A 13,693-nucleotide genomic window follows, 5' to 3' on the forward strand; every position below is an offset into this window, starting at 1 on the left:
TGATCATTTTTTTAGCGACCAAAGTCTAAATTGCAAATCGGCTCCAACATTGTTAATTTTAAGTTCGAAATAATTCGAATTAAAAATTTGCGCCTAAGGCAGGGCGCTTGAAGGAGCAGGTTATGGATGAGGTACAAGTAGAACGCATTCTACAAAACCCAAAATTCAAAGAAATGGTTCGCAGAAAAAGTAACCTAAGTTGGACATTAACAGCAATCATGTTGTTTGTGTACGTAGGTTTCATGCTTTTAGTGGGCTATAACAAAGAATTCTTATTGAGTTCAATTTCTGGCGGTGTGACGACTTGGGGTATTCCATTAGGTCTGAGCATTATCGTTTTATCTTTCATTTTGTGTGCTGTTTATTCATCAATTGCGAATGGCAAACTTGACCAATTGAACGAAGAAGCGATGCGTGAAGTTGAAGCAATTACACATGAGAAAGGAACGCACTAAGATGAAATGGAATTCATTGAAAGCACTGGCTGCGTCTACTGTATTAATGTCAGGTATGGCATTTGCAGGACCAGATTTAGGTGCAGCAGAACAGCAGCCAACCAACTGGCCTGCAATTATTATGTTCTTGATTTTCGTGGGCGCAACTTTGTTCATTACTAAATGGGCAGCGAAGCAAACCACAAGCACTAAGGACTTCTATACCGCAGGTGGTGGTATTTCAGGTTTCCAAAATGGTCTCGCGATTGCAGGTGACTATATGTCAGCAGCGTCGTTCCTGGGTATTTCCGCAATGGTGTTTATGTCAGGCTTTGACGGCTTGCTGTATTCACTTGGCTTCATGGTCGGTTGGCCAATCGTATTGTTCTTGATTGCTGAGCGTTTACGTAACTTAGGGAAATATAACCTATCTGACGTTGTATCGTTCCGTTTAGCTGAAAAGCCAGTACGTACCCTTGCAGCATTCAGTTCGCTTGTCGTAGTTGCATTCTACCTGATTGCACAAATGGTAGGTGCGGGTCAGTTAATCAAACTTCTCTTTGGTTTGAACTACAACCTTGCAGTAGTAATCGTGGGTCTACTCATGATGGCTTACGTAATGTTTGGTGGTATGTTGGCAACAACTTGGGTACAGATCATCAAAGCGGTGATGTTACTTTCAGGTGCAACTTTCATGGCCTTCATGGTAATGAAAGGTGTGGGCTTCAGCTTCACTAACATGTTTGAGCAATCGATCCAAGTCTTCGCTAAAGTACATGACTTGAGCTTGGCAGATGCTGCAAACATTATGGGTCCTGGTAAATTAGCGTCTAACCCAATTGATGCGATTTCACTTGGTCTTGCGTTAATGTTTGGTACTGCAGGTTTACCACACATCTTGATGCGTTTCTTCACAGTAAAAGACGCGAAAGAAGCACGTAAATCAGTAGTTGTAGCAACCGGTTTCATTGGTTACTTCTACCTATTAACCTTCATCATTGGTTTTGGTGCGATCCTTTATGTATCAAACAACCCACAATTCCTTGATGTTGCGAAAATGGCAGTTACTGGCAAGTTAGAACTTGTTGGTGGTAACAACATGGCTGCGGTGCACTTGGCTGATGCGGTTGGCGGTGACTTGTTCATGGGCTTCATTTCAGCAGTAGCATTCGCAACAATTCTTGCGGTAGTTGCTGGTTTGACATTGTCTGGCGCTTCAGCAATCTCTCACGACTTGTATGCTAACGTATTCAAGAAAGGTCAAACGACACCTGAATCTGAACTTCGCATGTCTAAAATTGCAACTTTAGGCTTGGCAATCTTCGCAATGATCTTGGGTATTCTTTTCGAGAAACAAAACGTTGCGTTCATGGTTGGTTTGGCGTTCTCTGTAGCGGCATGTGCAAACTTCCCAGTACTTGTATTGTCTATGTTCTGGAGAGGCTTAACGACTCGTGGTGCGGTAATCGGTGGTGTTGCTGGTCTAGCTTCAGCAGTAACCTTGATTGTATTGTCTAAAGCAGTTTGGGTCGATACGCTGCAAATTTCTGATACACCAATCAACCCATTTAACGGTCCTGCGATCTTTGCAATGCCACTTTCATTCTTCTGCTGCTGGTTCTTCTCTATTACAGATAACTCTGCGCAAGCACAAGCTGAACGTAAAGCATTCGATGCACAGTTCGTACGCTCACAAACAGGTATTGGTATCTCTGGTGCATCTGACCACTAAGGTCTGAAACACCTCAAAAAAGTCCCAGTCATGGGACTTTTTTTATGCCTGTATGTTGGCTTGAGCAAGCATGCCGATAAATATTTTGAGCATTTGTGGATACGGTTATTGAGATATGCAATTTTGATACAGAGAGATTGCATTGCATGCGCAAATAAGCTGCTATGTTGGATGCAATATAAAAAGAATAGGCAGTAGATGTATGTACATATTAGACAATGTCTGGAAAAGATTTCGGGTCTTGCCTTCGGCATGGCTGTTGTTTTTGCAGTTTTTGATTTTGCTGCTCTCACTCTTTGCACATCACAACATGCCCTATAAAGTCATCACGTGGATGGTGGGGGTATTGGTGTTGCTGCTCATTGCTAAAGTGATTCGACAAGCGCCAATGTTGAGTGTTTTGGGGCTCAGTTTTGTTTATGCGGCTTTGTTCTTTTCATTCTTTATTTTACTAGGTGTGCGGCATCCTCTTATTTTGGTGATGAGTCATGCTTGTGAAGCTGCAGCCTATTTTAGTGCCGCTTATGGTTTATTGCGTTATATGTTCCATGATCGCTATTTAACTAAAGATGAGCTGTTTGCTGCTGCAGCGGTGTTTACCTTAATCGCTTGGGGTTTTGCCTTTTTATATAGCATTTGCCAGATTCTGATTCCGCAAAGTTTTCAGAACCCAAATGCTGTAGGTTTGCAAAGTTGGCTAGATTTACTATTTTTAAGTTTTAGTTTGCAGTCTGCGACAGGCTTATCTGATCTTATACCGATCAGCCCAGAAGCACGGGTGATTGCCATGTTGCAAATGTTCTGTGGCGTGATGTATTTGGCATTGATCGTGTCACGTTTAATCGCATTGCAGTACATTCGCCACTTACCACATCATCACCATGATGATTCGGCTGAGTAAAACAGCGTGCAAATTTTTCATGACATATTTCAGGCATAAAAAAAGACGCTCAGATGAGCGTCTTTTTTTAACTTCGGTATCTAATGTGAAATTAGAAACGGAATTTAGCGTTTACACCAACAGTTTGAGTGTCAAGTACATCAGCGTCTTCTTCTGCTGCTTTAGCTGCTTCGAAGTTTGCATTTACATAGCTTGCACCTACTGAAACCGCAGGAGTGATGAAGTAGTTTACGTTCGCGCCCCAAGCTTTATTTGGAGAATCGTTGTAGCTTGACTCCATGTATGACGCACCAACGCTAAGTGCTGGTGTTAAATAAAGATCAGTTTTTAAGTTATAAGCAGTGCTTTCACCGTAAACTAGACCTGCTTCAAAACCAACAGCCATATTGGTGCCGTCAATTGCACCTACGTATTTTGTACGTGCAGTGATTGCATCTTGGTCTTCAGCAATTGTGCCTGACTCAAGCGCTGCTTTAGCAACACCATTAGAAAGGATGTTGAAAGCATCATAAGAAGTTTGGTCTGCAACGCTTGTATAACCTACAGCAACTAAGAAGTTCGGCGCTACTACTGCACCAAGTTCTAAGGCATAACGGTCGCCTTGGTCATCAAACTCAAGGTTATTTTTGCTGTCATTAATTGTATGGCTATATGCTGCACTTGCATAAACTGGAACTAATTGAGTTGGTACATACGCTTCAGCTTTAGCGCCATATGTGTGAGAAACGATATCTAAACCATCTTCGTCATATTCACCATAGTTGTATGCTAAAGAGAAGTTAGACGCTTGGTTTAAGAATGCAGCTTCAGCCAATGGACCTTTAGTCGCATCAACATTTTTGAAGTAGTAAGTACCTTGAACAGCACCAGTGAAATTCTTATCGTTTACTGTATTGTCGATGTATTCAGATTGACCTTGAACTTCGAATTGGTACGCTTGAGCACCGGTCATGGCTAATAATAATGCAGTGGCTAAACCGAGTTTTTTCATGATAGTTACCAGTTTTGTTAAAAATGGATGAAACATTGATCATTTTAGTGTAACAAATTATTAAGTCAATGAACTAAAAGGACTTTATTTAAGAATTAAGTCCAATTGACTTTGGTGTTTAAAAAATATTCAAATAAAATTTTTGCTGTCAACCTAAAAACTGTATGGATAACAAGTCGATATGTTCGTTTTTGCAACAAAAGTAGAAATAATAAGCAAAGCATTAATTGGATTAATCGATAAATTTAATTGAAATTATCTGTAATAATAATTCTTGGAGAGTGAAGAATAACGGAAAAATTCACCTGTTTTAGGGTGAAATCATGATTTTTGGATAAAAAACAAACTAAAAATAAGGTCTGTTCAGAATAAATTTTAGTGGAATAGTCGGCATAATGTGAATTTAATCACATTAATTTTGACTATTTGTATAAAAATAAATTAGACTGGTTGACTAGGCTTTACATAAACTGTGATTTATTTCATAATTCCACCATGAAGTCCTACTACTTAAGTCGGGTTTGTAAATTATGTGACTTATCTCATAATTTAACCATCAAATCCTAAGCTTGGTTCATCCAGTAGTGCGATCTGATTCTCCATAATTGTTTGCTTTTTATCTGCCCAACTTTCCCCAAGGTTGGGTTTTTTTTGCATGTGAAAACGCAAATGGTTTTGCGAAAATTGCACTGATATGGTGCAGTTTGAGGGTGTGATATGATCAAAACCCATAAAAAAATCCCAGTTTTCTTTCAAAAACTGGGATTTTTCGCCAAAATTTGCGGGTAAATTTAGTTTACTGCTGAGGAAAAACTAAACTCGCCCTAATGAGGTGCATTATGCACCCAAATGTTGCATCTGTAAAATATTTTCTGCATGCTGAAACATTATTTTTTGTATTTGTTGTTTTAAGCAAATGGGTCATGGGTATGCGCTTAGAAGTTTTCTTGAATAAGATGCTCTAGTTAGACAGGTTTAAAATATCAGATCCAATTTAGCTGTTATGATTTGGTGATAAAAACTAAATAATTCAAAATATAAGTGAATTAATTATCTTTTTTGTAAGTAATTTAAAGATTGCTCATGTAATATAGTCGCCGATTAAGTGATCAAGTCCACGATTTTGCACAGTTATAATGACGTAGGTGAAACTTAGCATGATGATGAAATTGCGCACAGAGCATATCAGTCAGCGACTGTTGATCTCGATGATCATTATTATCGTGTCATTACTTTTTATTTCTGTTCCTTCAATTGTGAATAGTTATCAAAGTTATAAAAGAGCTGAGCGAGCTTTAATCGAAGTTTCTGTTTTGCGTAATGTAGCTGAGCTGACCAATAATATTTCACGTGAGCGTGCGCCAGCCAATCAAGTCATGTCGAGTACGCCCGAGAAAAGAGCAGAATATATTGAAGAATTAAAACGCTATCGGGCTAATGTTGATCAGCAAATCGAAGAAACTACTCAACTACTCAAAAGCAGTGGTTTTATTCCGCATGCGCAGCATTTGTCACTTCAATTAAAATCTTCGTTAAAAGAGGGACGTGATGCGGTAGATGCTTATGCTGCAACTCCTCAGTCTTCTCGCAGTTCAGCTCAATTGGATCATGCGATTCAGAAAATGTTTGCTGCTTGGGATGGTTCTCAGTATGTATTGAAGCATGTGATGCTAGATTCTGTGGGCAAAGATTCGCGTGCAGCAACTTATTATAGTGTGATTTTTGTTTTATCAGAATTGCGTGATCAAGCTGGGCGAGTCGCATCGAATATTATGGCTGCCATCACTTTTGGTGAAAAAATTCCCGCGGAAAACTTAGCTAACTCCTTACAAAACCAGCGTCAAGCTTATCATTTATGGGACTTGGTACATACGATTTTGCCTGAAGCACATAAAGTGCCTGAATATACAGCTTTACATCATCGCTTAAAGACTGAGTTTTTAGATCAAGGGATTCCAATCGTGAAGCAACTGATGGAGCAAAGCTTACAGGGTGAAGCTTATTCTTTGACAGGCACACAATTGACCGAAGTTATGGTGAATAAATTTAGCACCGTGGTCGACTTACAAACTTACTTGTTAGATTATAGTTTGAACTTAGCTAAAAAAGATTATATCAAAGCGCAGCAAAAACTTGTTTTAACTTTGGTGGTCGCATTAATTTCTTTGATGGCTGCTATTTTTACCATGGTCTATGCGCGCTCAAAGGTCTTTATTCCTTTAATTCAGGCACGCAGCCAAATTTTACGCTTGGCAGCTTATGATGATGAAGCTCAAGGTACGCAAAATCCAGACAAGGTAACGCTCTTTGAGGCTATTCAAAAACTAAAACAACGCCTAGAGCAACGCGATATTTTAGAATTTCAGCTGCGTAATATTGCCAATACCGATGCCTTAACTGGTGTTTCCAACCGTTTGGCGCTTGAGGAATACATCAAATATTTAGAACATCGACCTGAAAAATTGAGCAAAACTGGTCTGATTATTATGGATGTGGATAAATTCAAACACATTAACGATACCTTCGGGCATGTGGTAGGTGACCAAGCTTTAAAATGTATTGCCGATACTCTCAAAGCGCATGTCCGTGCCTCAGACTTGGTGGTGCGTTATGGTGGCGATGAGTTTTTGGTTTTGATTGAGCAAATAGAATTTACTGAGGCGCTGTATTTGGCAGATAAATTGCGCTGCCATATTGTGAATCAAGAAATTTTTATTCCAGAACTGAATGATTATATTCAAGTGTCGGTCAGTGCTGGCGTGGCGGTGGGTGCTGCGTCATGGAGCAGATTGTTGGAAAAAGCCGATAAACACTTATTTAGAGCCAAAGCACGTGGGCGCAATGCCGTTGCTGGTGACTAAGTCACAGTAATTGATCCACGAGCATTTCCGAAGTGATAAAAAGCCTAGAGTGAAAGATTCAGCACAAGTTTGTGCTGAATCTGTATTTAAACTTGAATGGGCTTAAAAACTGAAATAATCTATTTTAGCCTTTTAACATCGGTTTTAAGAATTTTGCCGTATGTGAAATTTTAGATTTTGCGACAGTTTCAGGTGTGCCTTCGGCAATGATTTGTCCACCGCCTGCACCACCTTCAGGGCCTAAATCGACAATCCAGTCTGCAGTTTTAATCACATCTAGGTTGTGTTCAATCACCACAATGGTATTACCCTTGTTGCGTAGCTCATGCAGGATGTCGAGCAATTTGGCAATGTCATGGAAGTGCAAACCAGTGGTCGGTTCATCCAGTACATACAGGGTTTTGCCTGTATCTCGTTTGGCCAGTTCACGCGCCAGTTTTACGCGCTGTGCTTCACCGCCAGATAAAGTTGTAGCTGATTGACCAAGGCGGATATAACCCAAGCCAACCTGATTTAACGTTTCCAACCGACGATGAATCACAGGAATGGCATCAAAGAAATGCATGGCATCTTCAACGGTCATTTCCAAAACATCAGAAATATTGCGACCTTTATAACTGACTTCTAAAGTTTCGCGGTTATAGCGTTTACCATGACAGGCATCGCAAGGCACGTACATATCTGGCAAGAAGTGCATGGCAACTTTAATCATGCCATCACCCTCACAAGCTTCGCAGCGTCCACCTTTAACGTTAAAGGAGAAGCGTCCTGCTGCATAGCCACGTGCTTTAGCTTCAGGGGTTTGCGCAAACAGCTCACGAATTGGAGTGAACAAGCCTGTATAGGTCGCGGGGTTCGAGCGTGGCGTTCGCCCAATCGGGCTTTGGTCAATATCCACCACTTTATCTAAATATTGCAAACCATCAATCGAGTCGAATTTTTCTGCGGTTAATGTAGTTGCGCCATTTAATTGTGTTGCAGCCAAAGGCAACAAAGTACGGTTAATTAGGGTGGATTTTCCTGAACCCGACACGCCTGTGACACAAGTCATTACCCCTAAAGGCAAAGTGAGATCCACTTTTTTCAGGTTATGTCCTGCTGCGCCCATTAGCTTAATTTGTTGTTCGGGATGTGGCGGTTGGGTGCGCGTTTTCGGCACTTCAATTTTTAATTTGCCCGATAAATACTGCCCTGTTAGGGAGTCTGCATGTTCGGCCAGTTCTGCATAGGTGCCTTCGGCAATAATATGTCCACCATGCACACCTGCACCTGGGCCAATATCAATAATATGGTCGGCAGCGCGAATCGCATCTTCATCGTGTTCTACCACTAACACCGTGTTACCCAAGTCACGTAAACGAATCAGGGTTTCCAACAAGCGATCATTGTCACGCTGGTGCAAGCCAATTGAAGGTTCATCTAGCACATACATCACGCCCATAAGCCCCGCACCAATTTGAGATGCCAAGCGGATACGTTGTGCTTCACCGCCTGAAAGAGTTTCGGCGGAGCGTGACAGACTTAAATAATTCAAACCCACCGACACTAAAAAGTGCAGACGTTCACGAATTTCTTTAAAGATTTTATCTGCGACTTCACCTTTAGCCCCTTCAAGATTTAAGCCTTGATAGTAGTCTTCGGCATCGCCAATCGACATTTGGGTAATTTGAGCAATGGTTTTGTCTTTCACGCGGACATTACGAGAGATTTCATTTAAACGTGAACCACCGCAGGCATCACAGGCAGCATTAGATAAATACTGCGCCAAATCATCACGTACATAATTACTTTCGGTTTCACGGTAACGACGTTCTAAATGCGGTAACACGCCTTCAAACGCAATCACACGTTTATGGTGGCGTCCACGTTCATCAGTATAGCTCAGGTCAATTTTGTCTTTACCTGTGCCATACAGGAATTTCTTTTGTGTCACGCTGTCCAGCTGATTCCATGCCGTATCGAGTGAGAGTTCATAATGTGCCGCGACTTTTTCCAGCATGCTGTAATAATACGGACGCTGTCTGTCCCAGCCGCGAATTGCGCCCTGACTAATCGACAGTTCAGGGTTTGGAATCAATTTTTCCGCACTGAAATGGCTACGTGTCCCCAAACCATCACAAGTTGGACAAGCGCCAAAAGGGTTGTTAAATGAGAACAGGCGCGGTTCAAGTTCTGCCACGGCACGGTCACATTGCGGGCAAGAGTGCTTGGCCGAAAAAATACGATCAGGTTGTTCCGCATTCATCCACGATAAAATGGCTAAATCGCCACCTAAACGCAGTGCAGTTTCAAAGCTTTCGGCAATACGGTTGCCCAAATCATCTCGGACTTTAAAACGGTCTACCACCACTTCAATGGTATGTTTTTTCTTTTTATCGAGTTCTGGTGGTGGGTCAATGTCCATGACTTCGCCATCAACTCGGGCGCGTACAAAACCCTGACTTTGTAGCTGTTCAAACAGATGCACATATTCGCCTTTACGCTCACGAATCACAGGCGCGAGTAGCATTAAGGCAGTGCCTTCTTCCAGTGCTTTTACAGCATCGACCATTTCTGAAACAGTTTGCGCCACCATTGGTAAATCATGTTCAGGACAGTAAGGTGTGCCGACACGTGCATACAGTAAACGCAAATAGTCGTAAATTTCGGTAATGGTACCCACGGTTGAACGCGGGTTATGGCTGGTCGATTTCTGTTCAATGGCAATTGCGGGACTTAGACCTTCAATCGAGTCGACTTCAGGTTTTTCCATTTGCGATAAAAACTGGCGTGCGTATGCAGAAAGCGATTCGACATAACGACGCTGTCCTTCGGCATAAAGGGTATCAAACGCCAGTGAAGATTTTCCTGAACCAGATAAACCCGTAATTACCACAAATTTATCGCGTGGAATATCAAGGTTCACGTTTTTTAGGTTATGGGTACGTGCACCTCGAATACGGATATGACTTTGGCTCATAAAAACTTCTCGATATTTTGCAAATGAAAAACCTATATATGATAGCGCATGAAAATTGTTCAAGTGTTATTTTTCATGCTTTATCGGTCATGAGCTGTCGCACTGTATGTATGGAGCTATTGCCATACGGTGCGTGAGGGCGGCCGTTAAGCTTGATCTAAACCCGGCCACTGACGTTGATGATAGGCGCTATCCCAGAATAACCATTCCAGTTCTGCAGCTTTGGTGTAGGCGTGGTGCATTTTTTCAAGGGTATCGGCATCACAGCGCGCAGCAACACGGTCTATGGTTTGAATCACATTATTGACTGCGGTGTGGAATTCCTCGCCCGAATAGGTATCGACCCATGCCTGATACGGATTATTCGGTGCAGAATTATTGACGATATCTTTACCAACTTCGGCATAAATCCAGAAACATGGCAGTAGTGATGCCAATACCACAGGATAGCTTTCTGACCATGCGGTTGCGACTAAATAAGAAGTGTAGTGATGACAGGCAAGGGTCAGCGGAGTACTTTCAAATTCCTGTTTGGAAATATCAAACTCCTGCATAAAGCTGTCATGTAAGGTACGTTCCACCACAATTGCGATTTTGGCGGCATCTGCGAACTGAATAATATCATCTGCATCAAAAGCTTTAGCCGCACAGACTGCCAGTGCACGCCCGTAGGCAATTAAGTAATGTGAATCTTGAATCACATAATGTGCAAAAGCAGCTTTACTTAAGGTGCCTTGTGCCAACTCCTGATTAAATGGTAAAGCGAGCGTCTTGTGATAAAGGGCAAGGTTACGTTGCCAAGCGTCTTGAGAAAAGCGCATCCTAAATTCCTAATATGTCGTTGCATTTCACTATAGCAGTTTGGGAATGAAAAACACGGTTTTCACGGTATCTGATCGGGAAACCAAAAATCATACGAAGAATTTTGCCGAAGTTGAGGAAAAAGCGTCATAATTGCAGCATAAAATTTTACATTCTCAGTTTTTGTCCGATTTAAAATTCGGGCAATTCAATTTTCAGAATTTTTGTATCTGTTAAAGCTTAATCAAAACTGTACTTTGCGTTGATGGTACAGATTCGGCAGATGAAAAGTTCAGATCAAAATATAGTGATAGGTCGTTTCTCATGATGAAACATTTTGGTTTCTCAATCGTATTTTCGATTGTGTGTCTTGCGCTATCTGCATACTGGGGCTATACCCATGGCCCAGAAGCAGGTGTGCAAACCATGCTTACCGCACTAACCATTACCGCAATTTTGGCGATTATGGAAGTGTCGTTGTCGTTTGATAACGCGGTGGTGAATGCGTCAGTGCTGCGCGGTTGGGATCATTTCTGGAAAATGCTGTTTTTAACCGTGGGGATTATCATTGCAGTTTTTGGTATGCGTTTAATTTTCCCTGTGGTCATTGTGGCGGTCACTGCCGATATGGGCATGATGGAAGTGGTGCAACTGGCATTGAATGATCCGAAGCAATATTCGGCTAAACTGATGGCACATCACCCTGAAATTGCTGCTTTTGGTGGCGCATTCTTGTTGATGGTTTTCCTAAACTTTTTCTTGGATGATGAAAAAGACACGCACTGGTTTAGATGGTTTGAGCGTCGTTTGAGCAATCTGGCAAGCGTGCCTGCCATGTCGGTATTTTTGGCCTTAGTGACTTTGTTAATCATGGCGGCCAATGTGGTGGAAGATAAGCGCCTTGTGGTGACGATGGCGGGTATTTGGGGCATCGTGATTTATATTGGCGTACAAGTGCTGAGTCACATGTTGGGCGGTGAACCAGAGGTCGATGAACAGGGCAATGCTGTGCGTCATGACGAAAATGGCGTACCGACAGGCGTGGTGAAAGCGGGTATTGGGGGCTTTTTATATCTGGAAGTGCTAGATGCCTCGTTCAGTTTTGATGGTGTCATTGGTGCATTTGCAATCACCTCTGATGTGGTGATCATCATGTTAGGCTTGGCGATTGGTGCAATTTTCGTGCGTTCGATGACGATTTATTTAGTCGAAAAAGGCACGTTGGATGCCTATATTTACCTTGAACACGGTGCGCACTATGCGATTGGTGCGTTGGCCTTTATTATGATTGCCAGCGGTACAGGCTTGCATGTGCCAGAAGTGGTGACAGGTTTAATTGGTGTTGCCTTTATTGTTTGGGCGGTGATTGCATCTATTCAATTTAAAAAACGTCAGGCAAAAGCGGGTTAATGCTATGGTGATGCCCGTTGCTGTATTGCCGCGAAATCACAGAGCAATACGGTGATGAAGACTGTATAAAATATAAATTTGGGTGCACAACGTTGCGCCCTTTTTTATTGAAAAAGTAGGGTCTGTTGAATAAACATCGGGAAAAATCAGCATCCTTAAGCTGAATGTTGTAGGATATCTGCAAATTCAAAATTATTTAGTTTTAGTCGATTGATATGATGAATGCCTTAGAACGCCGCTCGACCTTTGCTTTAAGCAGTATTTTTGCATTGCGCATGTTGGGTCTGTTCATGATTATTCCTGTATTTTCAGTAGCAGGGCAGTCATATCAATACTCAACTCCTGCACTGATTGGTCTTGCCGTTGGTGTTTATGGACTCACCCAAGCCATTTTACAAATTCCGTTTAGCTTAATTGCAGACCGTTATAGCCGTAAGCCATTGGTGGTTTTTGGCTTATTACTGTTTGCTTTGGGTGGTGCAATTGCAGCCATGTCTGACACCATTTATGGCGTGATTATTGGTCGTGCCATTGCAGGTGGTGGCGCAGTATCTGCCGTGGTGATGGCATTACTGGCCGATGTGACCCGCGAAGAAAACCGCATGAAAGCCATGGCGGTGATGGGGATGAGTATCGGTATGTCCTTTGTGGTGGCCTTTAGTTTAGGGCCATGGCTTACGGGCTGGGTTGGTATTTCAGGGTTATTTTGGGTCACCACAGTGATGGGACTAGCAGCGATTCTCATGTTGTTATTGGTGCCTAAAGTCACGCGTCATCATCGTAATTTTCAGCAAGGCTATATCACTCAGTTAAAGCAAGTCCTGAAAATGGGCGATTTAAACCGTCTGCATGTATCGGTATTTACCCTACATTTATTGCTGACTGCCATGTTTATTTATGTGCCTTCGCAATTAATCCAATTTGCCGATATTCCTTTGCAGCATCATGGTTGGGTGTATTTGCCATTGTTGTTGGTCAGTCTGTTCGTGGCATTTCCAAGCATTGTTTTGGCAGAAAAATATCGCAAAATGCGTGGCATTTTCCTGACCGCCATTGCAGGTATTATTTTAGGTCTGTTGGTGCTGATTTTTGGGTTTGAATCGAAGTACATCCTTTTATTGGGTTTGGGCTTATTCTTTATTGCTTTTAACGTTATGGAAGCTTTATTACCTTCGTGGTTGTCAAAGGCTGCGCCAATTCAATCTAAAGCCACCGCGATGGGTGTAAATGCCAGCAGTCAGTTTTTGGGAGCATTTTTTGGTGGGATGATTGGTGGGCAGTTGTTGATGCTCAACCACACCGCAATGGGTTGGAGTATTTTGACTGCGATTGCTATAATTTGGTTGCTTGTTAGTTTTGGATTGGCGCAGCCGCGCTATCTTTCATCTTTGGTATTGCGCTTGCCTGAGAATCGAGAAACAGATGAATGGACTTCTCAGTTATTGGCAATTCGTGGTATTGAAGAGGTCGTGGTGATGTCTGACCAACAAGTGGCGTATGTAAAGGTTGATAAACAGCATATTGATGATGCTGCGCGACAACAATTAACGCACTTGTTTGGGAAAGAGGTAGCCATTTAAGCATAACTCTTATAAAGTAAATAA

General features: G+C 42.1%; 10 protein-coding genes. 6 read left to right on the top strand and 4 right to left on the bottom strand.

The genetic code is table 11. From position 1 onward, the window contains the following. Positions 1–122: 122 nt before the first annotated feature. The 3 genes from J4G44_RS03045 to J4G44_RS03055 all read left to right on the top strand — a co-directional run bounded on the left by J4G44_RS03045 (position 123) and on the right by J4G44_RS03055 (position 3,067). A complete protein-coding gene (locus tag J4G44_RS03045) occupies positions 123–455 on the top strand; it encodes a DUF485 domain-containing protein (protein ID WP_167845675.1) in 333 nt (110 codons plus the stop codon). A 1-nt stretch (position 456) separates the two neighbouring features. After that, a complete protein-coding gene (locus J4G44_RS03050; protein WP_207973844.1) occupies positions 457–2,166 on the top strand; it encodes a cation acetate symporter in 1,710 nt (569 codons plus the stop codon). 202 nt (positions 2,167–2,368) lie between these two features. After that, complete coding sequence (locus J4G44_RS03055) at positions 2,369–3,067, top strand: ion channel (RefSeq protein ID WP_207973845.1); 699 nt, start codon at positions 2,369–2,371, stop codon at positions 3,065–3,067. Between the two features lie 91 nt (positions 3,068–3,158). Here the strand turns inward: J4G44_RS03055 and omp33-36 are convergent, their stop codons facing one another. Further along, a complete protein-coding gene (omp33-36, locus tag J4G44_RS03060; RefSeq protein ID WP_207973846.1) occupies positions 3,159–4,058 on the bottom strand; it encodes a porin Omp33-36 in 900 nt (299 codons plus the stop codon). Between the two features lie 549 nt (positions 4,059–4,607). Continuing rightward, positions 4,608–4,790 carry a hypothetical protein gene (locus tag J4G44_RS03065; protein WP_004970207.1) on the bottom strand — a complete coding sequence of 61 codons (183 nt, stop codon included), beginning with the start codon at positions 4,788–4,790 and terminating at the stop codon, positions 4,608–4,610. 428 nt (positions 4,791–5,218) lie between these two features. Here J4G44_RS03065 and J4G44_RS03070 point away from each other — a divergent pair, with 428 nt between their 5' ends. Beyond that, positions 5,219–6,919, top strand: coding sequence for a GGDEF domain-containing protein (locus tag J4G44_RS03070; protein WP_179991385.1), 1,701 nt, complete (start codon positions 5,219–5,221; stop codon positions 6,917–6,919). A gap of 124 nt (positions 6,920–7,043) precedes the next feature. On the opposite strand, the gene uvrA is transcribed toward J4G44_RS03070, so the two are convergent. Continuing rightward, a complete protein-coding gene (gene uvrA, locus J4G44_RS03075; RefSeq protein ID WP_004970200.1) occupies positions 7,044–9,878 on the bottom strand; it encodes an excinuclease ABC subunit UvrA in 2,835 nt (944 codons plus the stop codon). A gap of 146 nt (positions 9,879–10,024) precedes the next feature. Continuing rightward, positions 10,025–10,699, bottom strand: a complete 675-nt coding sequence (tenA, locus tag J4G44_RS03080) for a thiaminase II (protein WP_004970198.1) — start codon at positions 10,697–10,699, stop codon at positions 10,025–10,027. A gap of 304 nt (positions 10,700–11,003) precedes the next feature. On the opposite strand from tenA, the gene J4G44_RS03085 reads away from it, so the two are divergent. Then, positions 11,004–12,089: a DUF475 domain-containing protein gene (locus J4G44_RS03085; protein ID WP_004970195.1), complete on the top strand. Its 1,086-nt coding sequence runs from the start codon at positions 11,004–11,006 to the stop codon at positions 12,087–12,089. A gap of 215 nt (positions 12,090–12,304) precedes the next feature. Next, positions 12,305–13,669, top strand: a complete 1,365-nt coding sequence (locus J4G44_RS03090) for an MFS transporter (protein ID WP_004970193.1) — start codon at positions 12,305–12,307, stop codon at positions 13,667–13,669. Positions 13,670–13,693: the final 24 nt, after the last annotated feature.

Source organism: Acinetobacter towneri (genome assembly GCF_017498585.1).
Classification (GTDB): Bacteria; Pseudomonadota; Gammaproteobacteria; order Pseudomonadales; family Moraxellaceae; genus Acinetobacter; species Acinetobacter towneri.

Bases quoted from the DNA above. Each gene is read 5' to 3' on its own strand.
- J4G44_RS03050 (WP_207973844.1), top strand. From the start codon at position 457: ATGAAATGGAATTCATTGAAAGCACTGGCTGCGTCTACTGTATTAATG.
- J4G44_RS03045 (WP_167845675.1), top strand. From the start codon at position 123: ATGGATGAGGTACAAGTAGAACGCATTCTACAAAACCCAAAATTCAAA.
- J4G44_RS03090 (WP_004970193.1), top strand. From the start codon at position 12,305: ATGATGAATGCCTTAGAACGCCGCTCGACCTTTGCTTTAAGCAGTATT.
- omp33-36 (WP_207973846.1), bottom strand. From the start codon at position 4,058: ATGAAAAAACTCGGTTTAGCCACTGCATTATTATTAGCCATGACCGGT.
- J4G44_RS03085 (WP_004970195.1), top strand. From the start codon at position 11,004: ATGATGAAACATTTTGGTTTCTCAATCGTATTTTCGATTGTGTGTCTT.
- uvrA (WP_004970200.1), bottom strand. From the start codon at position 9,878: ATGAGCCAAAGTCATATCCGTATTCGAGGTGCACGTACCCATAACCTA.
- J4G44_RS03065 (WP_004970207.1), bottom strand. From the start codon at position 4,790: ATGGGTTTTGATCATATCACACCCTCAAACTGCACCATATCAGTGCAA.
- J4G44_RS03070 (WP_179991385.1), top strand. From the start codon at position 5,219: ATGATGAAATTGCGCACAGAGCATATCAGTCAGCGACTGTTGATCTCG.
- J4G44_RS03055 (WP_207973845.1), top strand. From the start codon at position 2,369: ATGTACATATTAGACAATGTCTGGAAAAGATTTCGGGTCTTGCCTTCG.
- tenA (WP_004970198.1), bottom strand. From the start codon at position 10,699: ATGCGCTTTTCTCAAGACGCTTGGCAACGTAACCTTGCCCTTTATCAC.